Source organism: Adlercreutzia sp., assembly GCF_056795635.1.
Map to the genome: position 1 here is coordinate 1 of NZ_JBQIIT010000007.1, position 17,663 is coordinate 17,663.

At 68.5% G+C, this 17,663-nt stretch carries 11 protein-coding genes; 5 read left to right on the plus strand and 6 right to left on the minus strand.

From position 1 onward, the window contains the following. Positions 1 to 444: 444 nt before the first annotated feature. From ACTOXK_RS05910 to ACTOXK_RS05920, 3 genes are read right to left on the minus strand one after another with little or no spacing between them, the layout of a single operon-like run. A complete protein-coding gene (locus ACTOXK_RS05910; RefSeq protein WP_160324484.1) occupies positions 445 to 1,326 on the minus strand; it encodes a hypothetical protein in 882 nt (293 codons plus the stop codon). Further along, positions 1,326 to 1,940: a 4Fe-4S dicluster domain-containing protein gene (locus ACTOXK_RS05915; RefSeq protein ID WP_160324483.1), complete on the minus strand. Its 615-nt coding sequence runs from the start codon at positions 1,938 to 1,940 to the stop codon at positions 1,326 to 1,328. The genes ACTOXK_RS05910 and ACTOXK_RS05915 overlap by 1 nt, the downstream gene beginning before the upstream one ends. Before the next feature lie 6 nt (positions 1,941 to 1,946). After that, positions 1,947 to 4,895: a molybdopterin-containing oxidoreductase family protein gene (locus ACTOXK_RS05920; RefSeq protein WP_482279873.1), complete on the minus strand. Its 2,949-nt coding sequence runs from the start codon at positions 4,893 to 4,895 to the stop codon at positions 1,947 to 1,949. 220 nt (positions 4,896 to 5,115) lie between these two features. Here ACTOXK_RS05920 and ACTOXK_RS05925 point away from each other — a divergent pair, with 220 nt between their 5' ends. The 3 genes from ACTOXK_RS05925 (at position 5,116) to ACTOXK_RS05935 (ending at position 7,668) form a co-directional block, all read left to right on the plus strand. Then, positions 5,116 to 6,657 carry a helix-turn-helix transcriptional regulator gene (locus tag ACTOXK_RS05925; RefSeq protein WP_482276756.1) on the plus strand — a complete coding sequence of 514 codons (1,542 nt, stop codon included), beginning with the start codon at positions 5,116 to 5,118 and terminating at the stop codon, positions 6,655 to 6,657. Positions 6,658 to 6,786: 129 nt separating this feature from the next. After that, complete coding sequence (gene rhaM / locus ACTOXK_RS05930) at positions 6,787 to 7,098, plus strand: L-rhamnose mutarotase (protein ID WP_160324480.1); 312 nt, start codon at positions 6,787 to 6,789, stop codon at positions 7,096 to 7,098. A gap of 99 nt (positions 7,099 to 7,197) precedes the next feature. After that, complete coding sequence (locus tag ACTOXK_RS05935; RefSeq protein ID WP_160324479.1) at positions 7,198 to 7,668, plus strand: acyl-CoA thioesterase; 471 nt, start codon at positions 7,198 to 7,200, stop codon at positions 7,666 to 7,668. A gap of 28 nt (positions 7,669 to 7,696) precedes the next feature. Here ACTOXK_RS05935 and ACTOXK_RS05940 read toward each other — a convergent pair whose 3' ends face one another. The 3 genes from ACTOXK_RS05940 to ACTOXK_RS05950 all read right to left on the minus strand — a co-directional run bounded on the left by ACTOXK_RS05940 (position 7,697) and on the right by ACTOXK_RS05950 (position 15,189). Beyond that, entirely contained in the window at positions 7,697 to 9,229 is a 1,533-nt protein-coding gene (locus tag ACTOXK_RS05940; protein ID WP_160324478.1) for a helix-turn-helix transcriptional regulator, read from the minus strand. A 450-nt stretch (positions 9,230 to 9,679) separates the two neighbouring features. Beyond that, complete coding sequence (locus ACTOXK_RS05945) at positions 9,680 to 14,995, minus strand: DEAD/DEAH box helicase (RefSeq protein ID WP_482276757.1); 5,316 nt, start codon at positions 14,993 to 14,995, stop codon at positions 9,680 to 9,682. Continuing rightward, positions 14,992 to 15,189, minus strand: a complete 198-nt coding sequence (locus tag ACTOXK_RS05950; RefSeq protein WP_482276758.1) for a hypothetical protein — start codon at positions 15,187 to 15,189, stop codon at positions 14,992 to 14,994. Before ACTOXK_RS05950 ends, ACTOXK_RS05945 begins: the two co-directional genes overlap by 4 nt. 165 nt (positions 15,190 to 15,354) lie before the next feature. Here ACTOXK_RS05950 and ACTOXK_RS05955 point away from each other — a divergent pair, with 165 nt between their 5' ends. Both ACTOXK_RS05955 and ACTOXK_RS05960 read left to right on the plus strand, forming a co-directional pair. Continuing rightward, on the plus strand, positions 15,355 to 16,647 hold the full coding sequence (locus ACTOXK_RS05955; protein WP_482276759.1) for an MFS transporter: 1,293 nt from the start codon (positions 15,355 to 15,357) through the stop codon (positions 16,645 to 16,647). Between the two features lie 73 nt (positions 16,648 to 16,720). Next, a complete protein-coding gene (locus tag ACTOXK_RS05960; RefSeq protein ID WP_482276760.1) occupies positions 16,721 to 17,593 on the plus strand; it encodes a MerR family transcriptional regulator in 873 nt (290 codons plus the stop codon). Positions 17,594 to 17,663: the final 70 nt, after the last annotated feature.

Sequence of the window (17,663 nt, forward strand, 5' to 3'; positions counted from 1 at the left end):
ACCACGGCCGTGCGCCTCATTCCCGCCATCGGCAAGCAGGTGGGCGACCAGCTGGACTTCGGCGGTCTTCTGGGCTATGCCCCGGTCATGCCCGTGAACCCTTATGCCGGCACCGTATTCGCCCACCGCGGCGGACGCATGCCCGCACCTTTGAACTCGCTCAAGAACTAGGAGCGGCGCCTGTCATACCGCACCCGCCCCCAGCGCCTGCAAGCCCGCACCCGCCCCGCGCATACGCCAAGCGACCCCCGGCCTCCCATCGACCGAGGGTCGCTTTCATTTGGCATCCGCCAACCTCTGGCCTGTGAGCACAGGAGGCCCGCGGCGGGGCGGCTCGTCGTTTGCAAGGGGTTTGGGGATAACGAGTCGCTCCGCTGCGGGCCTCCCGGCGGGCAGAGCGGCGGAGGGGGGGGCCGCCCTGCCCGGCGCCAGAACGCGGCACGGTTAGAAGTACAGGAACACCGAGCCGCCCATCTGGTAGAACAGCACGCGCAGGGCCACAGCGCCCACGCAAGCGCACACTGCCGCCGCAACGCCCCACAGCTTCCACGTGTCCTGCTTCTTGCCGATGAGGGCGAACGCCACGGCGGCCAGCGCCGCGACAATGGCCAGAAGGGTCATGGGCAGGCCGCCCCCGAAGGGCGTGAGCAGCGTCACATCGGCCACAGCCTGAGTGGGATGGGTCGGGTCGAAATAGTGGCCCATGGACACGAACGACGAGGAGGCCGTGGCCATCACCGCGATGTAGAGAAGGGTCGTCGCAGCGTTCACGACGGTGCCGCCCACGGCCAGCAAGCCGGCAAAGGCGGTCACCTCGGCACCGGATTCTTCCTTGGGTGCCGCAGCGGCGAGGGCGGCCATAGTAGCCGGGCCCATGGCGCAGGCCGCGCCCACGATGGAGAGGATCTGGCAGACCGTGTTCCACGCGGGACGGGCGGCCATCATGTAGGAATGGGCCATCACCGCGAGCAGGATCGCCGAGGCCACGATGCCGATAACCGCCACCCAAGCAGGCACGCGGCCCTCGGTCCGGCGCAGGTACACCAGGTAGACGACGGCCACCACGGCAAGTACCACAATGGCGATGAGCTCTTGGGTGATGCCGCTCGTCAAGTGGCCGAAACCGTTGAAGATGCGCTCCCAGTGCTCCAGATGCATGAACACCGCGACACCGCCCACCACGAGCAGTACTGCCGAGACGATCCACGCCGGCATCTGAGCTTTTACGGCCTCACCCCGCAGCGCGTAGACGCACTGAGTGGCGAACAGGCCCGCCGACCAGGCCAGAAGCGTCGTGAACAAGATAAGGGGCCATTGCAACTCCATTACGCATCTCCTCCCTGCCACTTCATGCGGCGCAGAATGAACAGGCCCGTGGGGCCGTTGCCCACATCGGGCAGGCGGTGCACATCGGCATCGGCGAACTCCTCGCAGAAGTCCCCCAGCGTCTCGCCACGGGCGCCCTTGAAGGCGCGGATATCTCCCTCGGCGTCGCCGAACCAGCGGGCCATGCCGCCGCACTGGCTCACGCACTGGGGCAGCTCGCCTTGGGCCGCCTTCTGCTGGCACAGCGTGCACTTCTCCACCACGCCCTCGGCCTCGTTCAGGTAGCGCACGCCGTAGGGGCAGCTCATGGCGCAGAACTGGCAGCCGATACACTTCGACTTGTCAATCTGCACTGTGCCGTCGGCAGCCTTGTGGGAGGCGCCGGTGGGGCACACCTTCACGCACTCGGGGTTCTCGCAGTGCTGGCAGGACACGGTGAGGTAGTAGTTGTCCACCTCGGGCCACGTGGCGCCTTCGGAGGTGGGGTTGGTGATGCGCAGCGTCTTGTTCCAGAACGAGCCCACCGGCACGTTGTTGACGACCTTGCACGCCACCGAGCAGGCCAGGCAGCCCACGCAGCGGTTCACGTCCGTCGCAATAGCGTATTGGGTCATAACGGCTTACGCCTCCTCTCGGATCTCGTAGTTGGGCAGCCAACGATGCAAGCGCTCATCGCTCGCGTCGCAGATGATCGGCGTGCCGTCCTCGCCACAGGGGCACGGATTCCCGAACGGCGAGTTCTCTTCCGTGGCCTTGTACACTTTCACGTGGTAGGCGCGCAGATAGGACGAGCCGCAGATGGGGTCCTGGGTATCGCCGTCTACCAGGCAGTTGATGGTGCACAGATCGAAGCCGCCGCCGGCCTGATCCAGCTCGGGGAACCACCACTGGTGCTCGGTGTTGATGGTGCCCAGCTCGATGCCGTGGTACAAGTCGGCCACCTGGCGGATCTTGCCGTTGGGGCTCTCGATCCACACCCAGTCGCCTTGGGCGATGCCGAGGTCGGCCGCGTCGCGGGGGTTGATCTCCACGCGCGGCGCCGGCCACAGCTCGCGGCACCAGGGCAGCTGGCGGTGCTCGGAATGGAAGTACACGGGAATGCGGCGGCCGGTGGTCATGAGGTAGGGCCACTCATTGCGAATGGAGGGGTTGGCCAGCTCGCTTTGGGGCGCCGGATCCCAGGTGGGCAGGTTGTACTTGCCGTCGGGCATGTAGGTCTCCATCTGGGGGCACCAGATCTCCATCTTGCGCGTGGGTGTGGACATGCCCTTCATGGGGTTGCCGGCAGGCGTGACCAAATCGGGCTTGGAGCACATGCCGGTCTCGTAGCGGCGGTAGGTGCCCCAGGTCTCGGGCGCGATCTCTCGGCAGTCCCACCAGCCGTGCTCCTGGAAGGCCTCCTTGTACTCGGCCCAGGTCATGCCCATAGGGGCCACGCACTTGTCGAACAGCTGCTCGCTCGTGGGCCACGTGCAGCCCTCGGGCAATCCGAATCCCACCGGATCATCGGCGTAGGGCACGCCCATGGCCCTGTACACGTCGGTGACGATGTCCACATCGAAGCGGCAGTCTGCCGGCGGCTCGATGGCCCGGCACGTCGCGCCCTGGGCACCCGTGGATCCCTGGGAGATGCGCGGGCAGTCCACTTCCATCCAGTGGTACACCGGCAGAAGGATGTCGGCGGCGCCAGCCGTAGGCGTCTTCCACAGATCCTGCACCACGAAGAAATCGAGCGCGTTCAAGGCTTCCCAGTACTTCGTGGAGTTGCCCTGGTTCATGAAGCCCGACGCCTCGCACAGGCCGCCGCGCACCGGATAGGGATCCCCGGCGAGAATGGCGTTCTGCACGGCGTTGCAGTCGGCCCACTGCTGCCACCACGACAACATGGGAATCTTCTCGCAGCCGAGAATCTTATCGTGGAAGCCCGCATCGGCCAGGTCGGCGAAATGCCCGGTCACAATGGTGGGCTGGGCGTCCTCGGCACCCGAGAACATACCGCAGGTCGGCCCGCGGTTGCCCGCCGGGGTATCCCAGTTGCCCGTAATGCCCACGAGCGTGTCGAAGATGCGGTTGTTCTGGATGGAGTTGCAGGCGTGCTCGGGCGCCAGGCCGTACTGGATGCCGCCGTTGCCGTAGCCGGTGGACGGGTCGAGGGGCGAGGCCCAGGTGATGGCCATGTCGCGGATGGCATCGGCGTCGAGGCCGGTGATCTCGGCGGCCTTCTCCGGCGCGAAGTCCTGCAGGTACTCCACCCAGATATCCCAGGCCGGGCGCATCTTGTAGCCCTTGCCGTCAGCCAGCACCACATCGTACTCGCCGCGCAGAGCCGGATCAATCTCGGGGTTGAAGGGGCTCTCCTTGGCGATGCGGCCGGGCACGGTCAGCTCGGGCAAGTTCGGCTGCGGGTTGTCGTAGAACTGATCCCACACCTCGTCGGGCTCGCCTTCCCACAGGCCCGTCTCGGCATCGAAATAGGTGAGGTGCCCGGAGGCGTCGTTTCCGTGCAGCGGATGGGCCGCGTCGGTGCCGGCCAGCTCGTCCCATACCATGTAGCGATAGGGGCTGCCGCCTTCCTTCAGGTCGCACTCCTTCAAAAGGCGGGTGGCCATGGGCTTCAGGTCTTCCCAGGCGATGCCGTTCACCATCACGCCACCAGAGGGCTCCATGCCCTCCACCACGAGGAAGGGAGCCGTGGTCCAACGCTTCACGAACAAGTCCTTGAACAGGTTGTTCTCGATGATCACCTGGGCCCACGAAAGGGCGAGTGCCCCGTCGGTGCCGGGCTTCAGACGCGCCCAGATGTCGGCCTCGTGGTTGAGGCCCGTCTTGCGCGGATCCACGGAAATATAGGTGTCAGCGGTGTTCGCCAAATCCACCGTGGTGCGGCACGACTCGTCGTAGTTCGAGATCTCGGTGGCCGTGCCCCACTGCACGAGCACGCGCGGGCGGTCGGTGGTGGCCATCCAGGAAAAGGCGAACTCCGACTGGAGCTGCGTGGCGAAGTGGCGCGGCCCCTTGCAGATCTGCCAGGCCGTCACCGCGTTCGGGCTGCCGACGAGCTGTAACCAGCCGGCGTAGGCGTGTTGCGTCCAAATGCGCGAGGTGCCGCCCATGAAGAACATGGACTCGCCGCCGAACTTGTCCTTCAGCTCCTGAAACTTGCTCGCGATGGTGGCGTAGGCCTCATCCCAGGAAATGCGCACCCAGCCCGGATCCACGTTTCCCTTCGGATTCGTCCGCTTCATAGGATGGTAGAGCCGATCGGGATGATAGGCCGCCTGCATAGACGACTGGCTCTTGGTGCAGCAGTTGCCCATGGAGTGGAACGCCGTCTCCGCATCGCCCTCCACCTTCACAGCGCGACCGTTCTCCACAGTCACGAGCACGCCGCACTCGTTCTTGCCGCAGGCGCGGCAACAGGTGCGCACCACCTTCACGTCCGCGGCATCCGCCATGGCGGGATCCACGGCGGCGAAGGCCGGTGCAGGTGCCGATGCGAACGCCGATACGGCCCCCACTGCCGCCGACAGCTTCACAAAGCTGCGGCGCGACAGATTCAACTTGCGCATACTTCCTCCTCTAAGATTTGCTCGGGGTCTCAAGCGCAGGGCCGAGGCGCAAAGCTGGTACAATGTTCCAGCCAGAGGGATGCGGCCCCCTGTGCGCCCCGGTTGCGACCTATCTTAGGGTCGGCCGATGCGGCGCCACAACGAGCGAGACATACGGTTTTTCGCCAATCTTCGGCCCATATGATTCATATGGGTGAAGGCGGACAAACAAGGGGGAAGTGTGGATAAGACCAGTTCAGCGCCAGTTTACAGTGGAGACTTCAGAGAAGGGGGCCCAGCGAGTATCCGTTGGGAGCTTCTGAGCTTCGCATTCCATCCCACGTGGATCTATCTTCTGTTCTACGGGAGCGGTGAGGTGGCCCGGAGCCTGCACACGAACGCCGGCATCCCCGCCAACGCCTACGACATCGGCTACTACGCCTCTGCCGCGGCCCTGGTGCTGACCATGCTTATCGGCGTGGTCGCCACCAAGCGCTTCATGCGCCTCGCCCTCGCCCCGGCCCTCGTCGTCGGCGCTCCCCTTGCGGCCTCGCTGGGGACCTTGCTGTACGTGGCGAACGCCGTTACCCCTACCGCCGCGCTCGTCGCAGCCGGAGGCGCGCTCACGGGCTTCGGGTCGGCCCTCCTGGCCGCGCGCTGGGCCGCCCTGTTCGGACGCTTCTCCCTTCAGGCACTTATGGCGAACTTCACGCTGCTGCTTTTACTCATCGTGGCGCTGTGCCTCTCGACGGGATACCTGCCCCGCGAAGCCCAACTGGCGTTGCTGATCCTTTTGCCCCTGGCATCGGGCGGCTGCCTGCGCGCTGCCGAGAGGCGCATGCGGGCAGCGCCCCGATCCCCCGGGCAGAGTCGCGATAACCCCGCTTGGCCCCCCGACAGCCGTCGGCCCAAGCTCGCAGCCAGCCGGCTCGTCCTATTCGTAGCGGCAGTGGCCGCTATCGGCGCCACGGCCGCCCTCCTCGGAGCCTTCATCGACAACGACGAGCGGTTCGACTACGGCGGATGGTTCTACCTCATCGCCACCGTCCTCGCCCTCGCCGTCGCCGACGCGAACCTGCGACGCAGCGAGCCGCGGGCCCTGCCTCCCCTTTTCATCGCGCCGGTAGCCGCCCTCGTCGTTCTGCTCCTGCCCCAAACGAACCTCTCGGAGAACTTCATGGCCGCCGTAGCCTACCCTATCGGTTCCATCGCCTTCGAGCTGCTGCTCCTTTTCGCCGCCGTGCTCTTCGCGCGGCGCTATCACGCCTCCCCGGCCCGCTGTTTCATGGCAGCCCGTCTCGCCTTCGCCCTCTCCGATGCCGCAGGAGCCGCGGCCGGCACCGCCATCCTGGAGCAATCCGACGCGCTGGCCATTGCCTACCTGGCATCATTGCTGCTCATGGCAGGTTCGGGGGTCCTCATTGCCGCCGTAGCCGTGACGGTCTTTCTCCAACGCCCTTTGCCAGTGTCTGCCGCGCCAGCCGATGGCATCGGTTCCGAAGATGAATACGTCGAAGCCCCCGCGCCCGTGCACGCCGAGCTCACGCCCCATGAGGCCATCGTGCGCCGCTGCCAGGGCCTCGCCGCCACCTTCGGCCTCTCGGAACGCGAGGGCGACGTACTCGTGCTCGTTGCCGAGGGGCGCAGTTCGGCGCGCATCCAGGAAGATCTTTCCATCGCTGCCGGCACAGTGAACTACCACACCCGCAACATCTACGCGAAGCTGGGCGTGCACAGTCGCCAAGAAGTCATTGACCTTGTGCTCGGAGGCGGCGGGGACTAGCGTCCTCCCTCGCGGTATCCGTCGAATCCTACGAACCGGCTCCAACGGCCCGCCCCTCCCCTCGGAGGAGTGGGCCGTTTCCTATACTGGCAGCATCCGGCATCGCGACAGAACGCAGAAGGAGCGCCCATGATCAAGACGTTCAAGATGCAGCTGTACCCCGGCATGGAAGCGGAGTACGAGCGGCGCCACAACGAGCTGTGGCCCGAAATGGTGGACATGATCCACGAGCACGGCGGCCGCAACTACACCATCGCCCTGGATCCGGACACGCTGACGCTGTTCGGCTACATCGAGATCGACGATCCTGAGCGGTGGGCTGCCGGAGCCGACACGGCCATCAACCGGAAATGGTGGGACTTCATGGCCGACATCATGGAGACCAACGAGGACAACTCCCCGGTCTCGGCGGACCTGCCCGTGCTGTTCCATCTGGATTAGGCGACGACACCCCGGCCGAAAGGCCTGCGCCCCTTTCCCGAACCCCGCATTATAATGGCTCGCTGAGACATCGGATGAGGCGAGAAAGCGAGCGAGACCATGCACGTGCACACCCCCATCAAGGTACGGTACGGCGAGACGGACATGATGGGCGTGGTGTACCACGCGAACTACCTGCTGTACTTCGAGGACGCCCGCATCGATTTTTTGAACGCCGTGGGCTACCCTTACGACGAGTACATCGAGCAGGCCGGCTACATGAGCCCCATCTACGGGCTGGAGGTGCAATACCGCAGCCCCCTGCGCTACGGCGAGACCGCCTTCGTACGCACGTCGGTGGCCCGAAGCCTGCCCATGCGCACCGTGTACCGCCAGCAGATATTCCGTGCCGAAGATGCCGCCGGCACCGACGAGGCCGGCGAGCCGCTCCTCCGCGCCGGCGCCACCCCGCTCGTGGACGGGCTCGTGACCCTCTGCGTCGTGGAGCGCGACACCTTCAAACCTGTGAGCCTCAAGCGCACCTTCCCCGATTTGTACCGCCTCTACGGCGAAATCATCGAGGAATCCTAAGAACCGGGGAACACAGCGGGCGAGGGGCTTATTCCCCGTCGATAAGGTGGATGAGCTCCTCGCGCTTGCCCACGCCGAGTTTGCGGTAGATGTTGCGCACGTGGGTGCGCACGGTGCTGATGGACAGCACGAGGGTCTTCGCGATATAGGCCGGCGTGAAGCCGCGGGCCAGGTAGACAAGCACCTCGGCCTCGCGCGGAGACAGACCGGCCTCGACAGCCACCGCCGTGCACCGGGCCTCTAAGGCATCGCGGCGCGTGGGCTCGGCGGCCAGGGCGGCTGCCTCCGATGGAGCCGCTGAAGAGTCCGAGGCGGAAGTAGTCGTCGGTGCTGTGGTCGCATCGTTGAGCGGGGCGGCGGCCTCCTTCTCGCCCTCGGCGGCCGTCTCCCGAGGCGTTACGAGCTCATTCCATGCCGTGCACCCCAGAAACACGAGCAGAACCGCCACGAACAGGGCCGCCAGCACCGTGAGCCACGGAGCCAGATCGAGCCGGGGTACGGCGGAGAGCAGCTGGCCGGCGAGGGCCGCCGCGGCGGCTACGGCTACGGGCACCCCGACGACCGTATCGGCCGCAAGCTCACGGCTGTGAACTACCGCGAGGAACAGGGCGCAGTCGATAAGGGCGAGCACCAGGTAGAACCCGTACAGCGCCGCCAGGGAGAGGCCCGAGGGGAAGGTGCCGGCCGGGCATGCGCCCAAAACGACGAAGATCGCCGCCATGGCGGGCACAAGCACGCGGTACGACCACGGCAAAAGCGGATCACGACCCCAGCGCACGGAAACCCCGAGGGCTACGAGGGCCGCCGCGGCACCCCCGAAGATAGCCGTCTGCACCACCGTGTGGGCCCCGTGGGCGACGACATTGGTGGCAAAGGCATAGGCAGCCAGGCCGAGCAGGGGCAGCCAGGTAACCGACAGCAAGCGCCCCAGCTGGTTCGTACCCGGACCGGCATCTTCACGCGGGCCCTCGTCGCGCGCCGAAAGAAACGCGAGCGGCGCGGCACCGACAAGCACGAGGCCGTCGAAGGCGGGCACGAGCGCCCCCTCGGGAAGAAGGGTGAGCACCCATGCGGCCAGAGAGGCTCCGACCGCCACCACGGCGCAGCGGGCGAGCGAGGCGCGCATGGGTGCCGCCACGACGGCGGCCCACTGGGCCACAAGCCACGGCGTCGCCGCCCCGGCCGCAATGCCGGCAGCCACGGCGGCCCACAGATAAGGCTCGGGCGCGCAGAGGAGCGCGGGCAGCGCAAGAAGGGCCAGCAGGTACGCCACAGCCGCCACCGTCACCGTCGCCCGCGATCGCGGGCGCGCCACCGTACCCCGCACGAGAGATCGGATCACTAGCGCCAGAGCCGAACCGAGGACGGCGCAGAGTGCGGCTATGAGAAAGGGGTCGGCCAGAACAGGGAACTGAGCCGTCTGGTCGAACGAGGCCAGAACGGGCGTGACGGGAAACAGCGTGGCGACAAAGGCCGCCAAGGCCCCATCCCGCGGCCGCAAGCCGCAAGGCCCACCCGGCCGCGCGGCGCCGCTCGCCCCCTGCTCATTCAACGCGCCCATATCGGCCTCCCTCCTTTTCTGATGCACGCCATGATCTGAGCTCGATTCTAGCAGAGCCCCGGTGCGCCCCTTCGACCGCGGCGCTGCCGTGATTGACCTGACAACAGCCAATACTCAAAAAGTGCGATGGAGATACCTAAGAGCGACGATAGCGCTCTGGCGGCCGGCCCCCTATAGTGGACGCTGTTCCTCTTGGAGGCGGACTTCAAACGGCACGGCCTTTTTGGGGCCATTGAGGCCGCGACCGTCCCGCCTCCACCAAGGGCTTTGCGGGCACCCGTCGGGGCAACTCGCGGGTGCCCGAGGGCGGCGGCTCTCCTTTCTGGCCGCCGCCCGCTTCCTTTCCGCATACTCCACAGGCCGCGCGTTTCAGGGGATCGCGCGGCCTCCCAACGAGGGCCCCGCGTCCCGAGAGAGAGACGCGGGGCCCTCTTCTGCCCGCTCGCCAACCTAGAAGGGGCTCGCGTACAGGCGTAGGCCGTCGGGCAGGCGCACGAGCCCCGCCCGCTGGAGCCACAGAGCCGCCGGGGTGTCGAGCACGTCGCGGCCGTTGAAGTAGGTCACGATGATCTTGCGCCGCATGGCCGCCGAACCCTCCCGCTTGAGTGTCACCTGCACCGAGGCCACGAGGGCCGCCGTGGCCTCAGCGAGCACCGCCTCGTCGGTGGTGAACGCCAGCAGCGACTTCAGGCGCGGGGCCGCCCAGAGCGCGGGGGCGCCGTCGGCCAGCACCACGAGAGCGCCCTCGCGCCGGCTCGGCTTGGCCGTCACCAGGGCCGCTTCCGCGGCCGGAGCAGGGCCGGCCGCCTCCCATGCCACCTCGGGCCAGGGAATGCCCGCGCCCAGGAGACAGGCCGGGTCATCGGCCGGCAGCACCGCCAGGGACAAGGGCCGCCCCGCCGCCGCGCCGCCTTCGGAAGCCGACGCGGCATCGGCGAAGCCCCGCAGCACCTCCACGGTCTCCCGAGCGGCAAATTGGGCCGGCCCCATGCCCTCCACGAACATGCCGCGGATGAGCTCGCCGGCGTCTTCCATGGCCCGCAGCACGGGATAGAGCGACGAGAGGCCGCCGGGCACCCCGGCGGCCAGGGCTATGTCGCGGGTCACGATCCCATAGCGATCGAGCAGCGATTCCACCAGTGCCACGGCCTGCACCGTCGGGCTCTGGGCCGTCGGCGCCAGGGCCGACCAGCGGCCGGCCAGGGCGGCATCGAAGGCCAGGGCGGCCCCTTGGCGGGCCACCACCGTGGCCCGGGCCTGAGCCCGCATCTCGGAGCGCAGGGAGCGGCCGCGCCGACTGCTCGCCCGCCGTCGTGGAGAAGGCGGCTGCTGACCGGCGGAGGATGCAGCCGCAGACGGCACTGCGAGACCGCCGGCCCGGGGAAAGCCCAGACCATCGTTGGTGGCCGCCCCGGCCCAGACGAGCCGCTGCAGCGCCTCGGCCACCTCGCGCTCCGCCGGCACCGCCGGCTCCATCCGACGGCCCGTCTCGTCCACGAGAGCGCGGAAGGTCACCGGCCCTTGGGCCACGAGCACCCGGCGCACCACAGCGGCAAGCGGTGCGGGATCATCGCAGTCCCGCGGGCATGCCCCTTCCATCGCCGCCGTCGGCCCCGCCTCGCGAGCCGCATCGTCGGCCCAGTCCTTCTCCGTCGGCGCTTTCCCGCCCCGCGACTCTTCCCCCGGCTCGGGCACGAGGGAGGCAGCCACGCCCGACGCCTCGTCGATGGGCAGGGGCGCCAGCGGCGAATCGGTCGGGAAGAACGCCACGAGATGCTCCTCCCCCATCGTGGAGGCGGCCCAGAGCACCTCGCCGCTGGCGATGAGCTCATCGAGCATGGCCGGGCGATAATCGGGCACGCGCAGGGGCAGCACCGTGGATTCCCACAGGGCCATGGGCAGGTAGGCGCCCTCGAACTGGGCGATCACCTGGGCCACCCCGTCGATGCCCGCCAACGGCGCCTCGCCAGAGGCGGCGATGGCTTGGCGCTGCAAGAGGAAGCGCAGGTAGGCATCGGCGCCGACGGGGCGCACGGCTTCCCGCGCCCGGGCAAGGGAGCGGGAGCGCAGCCGCCGCAGCACGGTGCTGTCGGCCCAGCGGTCGTGGCCGAGGCGCACGAGACGGCCGGCGGCCGTCAGCCGCTCTAGCGACTCGGTCAACAGCGCGGTCCCAAGCCCCAGCCCCGCCGCTACGGCCTCGCCGTCGAAGAGCGTGTGGGTGCGGGCGAAGCGGGCCACCAGCCCGTCGAGGGGCGCCGGTGCAGACGGTGACGTCCTGTGCGGCGACGGACCGTCATCTGCCCCTTCGGCACCCTGCGCCGCCTGGGGCACAACGGCGGCCCAGGCGGGCACCGGCACGCCCAGCACGGCGTGCAGTCGAAAGCCGTCGTCGGCAGCCGCCCAGCGCTCTTGGCCCCCGATCGGCACTGGGAAGGCCCGATGCTCGACTTCGAGACGGCCGAGCAGGACCCTTACGGCGGCCGGATCAAGGGAAGTCGCCAACTCCGGCACCGCCGCATCCTCCTGAGCCGACCCGCGCATGCGGGGCGCGTCATCGGCCACGGTGCGCTCAGCGATCTCCTCCGCCGTGAGCGGCCCCAGCTCGCGCAGCAGGTCGGCCACCCCTTCGGCGCCGCGCACCTGCCAGCCCGAAGCCGTGCGCTGCAACTCGGCCCCCACTTGGGCCACAACGCTCTCATCCAGCACCTCTTCCACCGTGCCGGCACCCAGAAGCTCACTGAGCAGGGCCGGATCCACGGCCAGAAGCGACGCCTGGCGCTCGGCGTGGGGCAGGTCGCCCTCGTAGAGATGCTCGCCCAAGTACCCGAACACGAGCGGCGCCGCAAAAGGCGACGGCACCGTGGTGCGGGCCTCGCCGATCTTGATGGTTCCCGCTTGCAAGCCGCCCATGACCTCCCGCAGGGCCGGCAGGTCGAACACATCCTGCAGGCACTCGCGCATGGCCTCCAGGATAATGGGGAAGTCCTCTTCCTGGCGGGCCGCTTCCAGCAGCTGGCCGCCCTTCAGGCGCTGCTGCCACAGCGGAGCCCGCTTGCCCGGAGCCGTGGGCGCCATGAGCAGGGCTCGGGCGGCGCACTCGCGGAAACGGGCGGCGAACAGGGCCGTGAAGCTCACCCGTTCCCGCACGATGGCCTCCAGCTCATCGGGGTCGAAGAGGAACAGCTCCGGTCCGGGCAGGCCCTCCTCGCTCAGGGGCACCCGCAGCAGGATGCCGTCGTCGGCGGCCGAGGCCTGGGGATCGAATCCCAGAGTGGTGGTGATGCGATGGGCCACGGCCAGGGCCCAGGGCTCGTGCACCCGGCGCCCGAAGGGGGAATGCAGGATGACCCGCCAGTCCCCCGTCTCGTCGGTGCACTGCTCCACCACGAGCCGCCGATCCGTGGGAACGGCGCCCGTGCATTCCCGCTGCGCCACGACGAGCGCCCCCAGGTTGCGCCGGGCATCCTCGTCCAAGGCCGCCGACACGACGGTCTCCAGAGCCGCCCCATCTACCGAGGCGCCGAGCACGCTCCCGCCGGAAGACGACGCCTCTTCCGAGACCGCCGCCTGGGCGAGGGCGCCCTCGGCGGCCCGCACCAGGGCACCGCGGGCGCGCCCCGTCTCGTAGGGGCGCCCGATGGCCTCGCCGTGCCAGAAGGGCAGCCGCGCCGCCCGGCCCGGCGCCGCCTCCACGATAACGCGGTCGGCGCTGATCTCCTGAATGCGCCAGGTACTGGTGCCCAGGGCGATGATGTCACCCACCCGCGATTCCATCACCATCTCCTCGTCGAGCTCCCCCACGCGCCGGCGCCCCTGCCGCCCGTCGCCCTCGGGCAGCACCACCGAGAACATGCCGCGATCGGGAATAGTACCCGCCGAGGTCACCGCCAGACGCTGCGAACCGGGGCGCGGTTTCAAGAGCCCCGTCTCCCGATCCCACAGGATGCGCGGAGCGAACTCGGCGATTTCCCCGGACCCGTAACGACCGGCCAGCATATCGAGGACGCCCTCGAAGGAGCGACTCCCCAGATCGCCGTAGCAGGCCGAGCGCCGGACCGTAGCGAGCCACGCATCGACCGCCAGCCCGTCGGGGGCCATGGCCACGGCGGCCACGGTCTGCTGGGCCAGCACGTCCAGGGCGTTGCGCACCATGAAGGTGCTCTCGATGGCGCCCGCTTCCATACCTTGGGCCATCACCGCCGCATCGAGCACCTCCACCCGGGTACGGGGGTAGATGATGCCGCGGGACCTGCCGCCGACTTGGTGGTTCGCGCGACCCACCCGCTGAAGCCCGCTGGCCACCGACGGCGGTGCGGCCACCTGCAGCACCAGGTCGATGGAGCCCATGTCGATACCGAGTTCCAAACTAGAGGTGGCTACCACACAGGGCAGCTCGCCGGCCTTCAGCTCCCGTTCCACCTGAAGGCGCTTCTCCTTGGACACCGAGCCGTGATGGGCCTTGGCAACAACCACCGAAGGAGTGGTGACGAGGGCCGTGGTGGAGCCAATATCCGAACGGTAGGCCGGACCCGGGGCCGCAGCCATGGCATCGGCGCCCGCAGGCACCCCGCGCACTGGCGACGCCGGCGCCGAGCCCTCCCCTTCGACGCCCGCGCTGCCGGTGGCCGACCAATAGCCGGCTAACTCGGAGCGGGGGCCGTCCAGACCCAAGCGTTTGGCGTACAGCTCGTTCAGCCGCGCCGTGAGCCGCTCGCACAGGCCGCGGGAGTTCACGAACACGATGGTCGAGGTGTGGGCCAGCACCTCATCGAGGATGGCCGCCTCGATGTGCGGCCAGATGGAGGCCATGCCCACCCGGCTGTCGGGGTGGGAAGCAGCCACAGGTCCCTCGGCCATGGCCGCCCGCAGGGCCCGATCGGACTTCCAGGCGGTCTCGATGGCCGCCCGCCGCGGAGCGCCGCCGATATGAACGGGCCCGTCGCCGGCGCCCTTGAACCCGTCGTAGGTGGGCACCGCCGTCATGTCGCGCACCGGCACCCGCACCGACAGATCCAGGCTCGGCGGAGCCTCGGTGGCCACCACCGTGACCGGGTGCGCCCCGCCCAGAAACCGGGCTATCTCGTCGCGCGGCCGCACCGTGGCCGACAGGCCGATGCGCTGGGCCGGCCGCTCCAGGATATCGTCGAGCCGCTCTAGGGACAGGGACAGGTGGGCGCCCCGCTTGTCGCCGGCCAGGGCGTGTACCTCGTCCACGATGACCGTCTCCACGGTGCGCAGCACCTCGCAGGCCTGGGACGTGAGCATGAGATAGAGCGATTCGGGCGTCGTGATGAGAATGTCGGGTGGGTTGCGCGCGATCTTGCGACGCTCCTCGGCCGTGGTGTCGCCCGTGCGCATGGCCGTGCGCACTTCGGGCGCCTTCGCCCCGTCTCGCGCAGCCTCGGCGGCCACGAGCTCGGAGATGGCCGCCAGGGGCCCCTGCAAGTTGCGATCGACATCGGCGCCGAGCGCCTTCAGGGGCGACACGTACAGCACGCGCACGCCCCGGGGCCACTTCTCCCCCCGCGCCGCCGCGGCCGCCTTCTGGCCCATGAGCCTATCGATGGCCCACAGAAACGCCGCGAGCGTCTTTCCGGAGCCCGTCGGCGCGATCACGAGCGCGTTTTCGCCCTGGGCGATGGCGGCCCAGGCCCGCTCCTGCACCGCCGTGGGCGCGCCGAACGTAGCGGCGAACCACGTGCGCACAGACCTGGAGAACGACGCCATCGCCTCCGCTTCACTCCAATTGTCGGCCGGCGCGCTCATAGGAGGCCCTGCTCCTCGAAGGGGGCCAGCGCCGCCTTCAGGGTCAGCTTGCGGGCCGTGAGCTGCTGATAGGTGGCCGTGCGCATCTTGCCCTGGGCACGCAGGGCCTCCAAAGTTACGTTCACCGATTCCTGTTCGGCCACCCAATCGGCCAGCACCGCCTCGAACCGCGCCAAGCGCTCGTTCTCTTCCATGATGGCCTCCTCGCCGCACCGCTGCCGTTCTCGCACCGAGCATCTTATATAGTACAAATGTTCTTGTCAAGGCCAACTATGGGTTTTGTGCCGCAGCGGGCCTGGAGTATTAGAATAGCAAGTAAATCTCTGTTGCAACATCATCATATCTACCGAGGAGCCCCTGTGAGCAGAACCCCCGCCGATCTGAAAAGCACCGCCGTTGTGCCGTCGCGTCTGTGGACCCCCGCATTCGTGCTCGTGTCCCTTGTGAACCTCGCCACCTTCATGGCCTTCAACATGACGAACACCGGCATGCCCGTCTTCGTGTCCATGCTGGGCGGCTCCCCCTTCCAGGTGGGGCTCGTCACGACACTCACCACGGCCTCGGCCCTCGTCACACGCCCGTTCACGGGGCTAATGGTGGACCGCTTCGGCCGCAAGGGCATCCTTCTGGCCGGCGTTATCGTCACCCTCGGCTCCGTGGCCCTATTCCCCATCGTCCCCATCGTGCCGGCCATTCTCGGCCTGCGCTTCATCCAGGGCCTCGGCTGGGGCCTCAGCTCCACGGCCACCTCTACCATTGCCGCCGACGTCATTCCGCCCCGGCGCTTCGCCGAGGGCATGGGCTATTTCTCGCTCACCACCTCCATCAGCGCCGCCATCGCGCCGGCCCTCTCCATCGTGCTGCTGGAGCAGGCGGGCATCGAGACCATGATCGCCGTGTCCATCGCCTGCGCCGGCGCGGCCCTCGCCTTCGCCCTGCCGGCCCGCTTCAGGAACCCCGCGGCGCTGCAGAAGCCGCCCGTGCCCTTCGCCGAGGCGAAGGCCCGCGCCGACAGCGGAAAGGCCGCCGAATCCGACGACACGCCCTCGGCGCAGCCGGGCCGGAAGGGACGGTTCTCCCTCGATGCCCTGTTCGAGCGACGCGCCCTCGTACCGAGCGTCCTCATCTTCCTCATGAACGTCGCCTTCACCCCCATCAGCACCTTCATCGTGCTGCACGGGCAGGATCGGGGCGTGGAGGGCATCTCGCTCTACTTCATCGTGTACGCCCTGGTCAACCTCGTGACGCGCCCCCTCATCGGCAAGGCCATCGATCGCGTGGGCTTCTTCGCCCCGGGCATCTTGGCCGCCGCGAGCGTCGTCGTCACCATGGTGATGGTGGCCGGAGCCCACAGCCTGACGGTCTTCTGCGTGGCCGGGGCCTTCGCGGGCCTCGGGTTCGGCACCTCCATGGGCGTCTTCCAGACCATGGCCGTGGGCGCGGTGCCCCCGGCCCGGCGCGGCGTGGCCACGTCCACCTACCTGTTCGGCCTGAACGGCGGCATGGCCCTGGGATCGCTCATCGCCGGCATGGTCGCAGGGCCGCTGGGCTACGGCGGCATGTACCTGCTCATGGCCGCCTTCCCCCTTATCGCCGGCGCAGTGCTGCTCGGCGTCGGCCCCCGGCGCCTGGCCGCCTACCGCCCTCGGTAGAGAAGGCGATTCCGCCCGATTTCCCAGAACGGGGAAACCGCGTTAAGATAGGGCCTTGCGGAAGGGAGGAATCATGCGGAGCAACGAGGTGGCGAAGTTGGCCGGGGTGTCGGTGCGCACGCTGCGCCACTACCACAGCCTGAGGCTTTTGCTAGAACCGCCGCGGTCGGACAACGGCTACCGCGACTACACCGCCGCCGACGTGGCCCGGGTGCTGCGCATCAAGCGCCTCGCCTCGCTCGGTTTCCCCTTGGCCCGCATCGGCGCCGTCCTCGAGGAGATGGACGCGCCGAAGGCGGATGCAGGCACCGGCGACGCCCCAACCGATGCCGCGCCGTCGCCGCTCAGTGCCCTGGAAGAGCTCGACCGCGAGCTGGCCCTGGAAATCGAGCGCTTGCAGGAGCAGCGCCGCACCATCGCCGCGTTGCGTGCCGAGAACCTCGATCCCGACCTGCCCGTGCGCTTCTCCCGCGTTCTGCGCATGCTGCCAGGCGTAGACACGCTCGCTGATGCGAGTCCCGCCGACCGCACCGCCCTCATCGTGGCCGGCCACCTCTACGACGACGAGGAGCTCGGCGAGCTGGAGCGCGTCGTCGAATGCATTGCCAACAAGAACCTGGTGCAGGCCCTGGAACAGCTCGACGAGCGCCTGGGCGCCCTCGCGCCCGATGCCCCCGAGACGGAGCGGGCCGCCCTGGTCGAAGAGTCCCTCGAGGCCCTGGCCCCCGTCATCGCCTGCTTCGACACGGCCAACTGGCTGCGCCCCTCCACCGACCGGGAGCGGTTCCTGGACGAAATCGCCTTCGAGGGGAACAACCCGGCCCAACAGGACGTCTACGACCGCATCGAGCGGGGCATCGAGGCCATCATGGCCGAGCGCGTGCGCACAGAGCAAGCCGGCACCGCCATTGAGGCCGACAGCGCCGCCGCGCCCCGCAGCACGTAGAGGCTGCCGATGCCCTCCCGCTCGTCTGCCCGGTTGGAACAGAAGGCGCTGGGCATCACCGCGTAGGAAC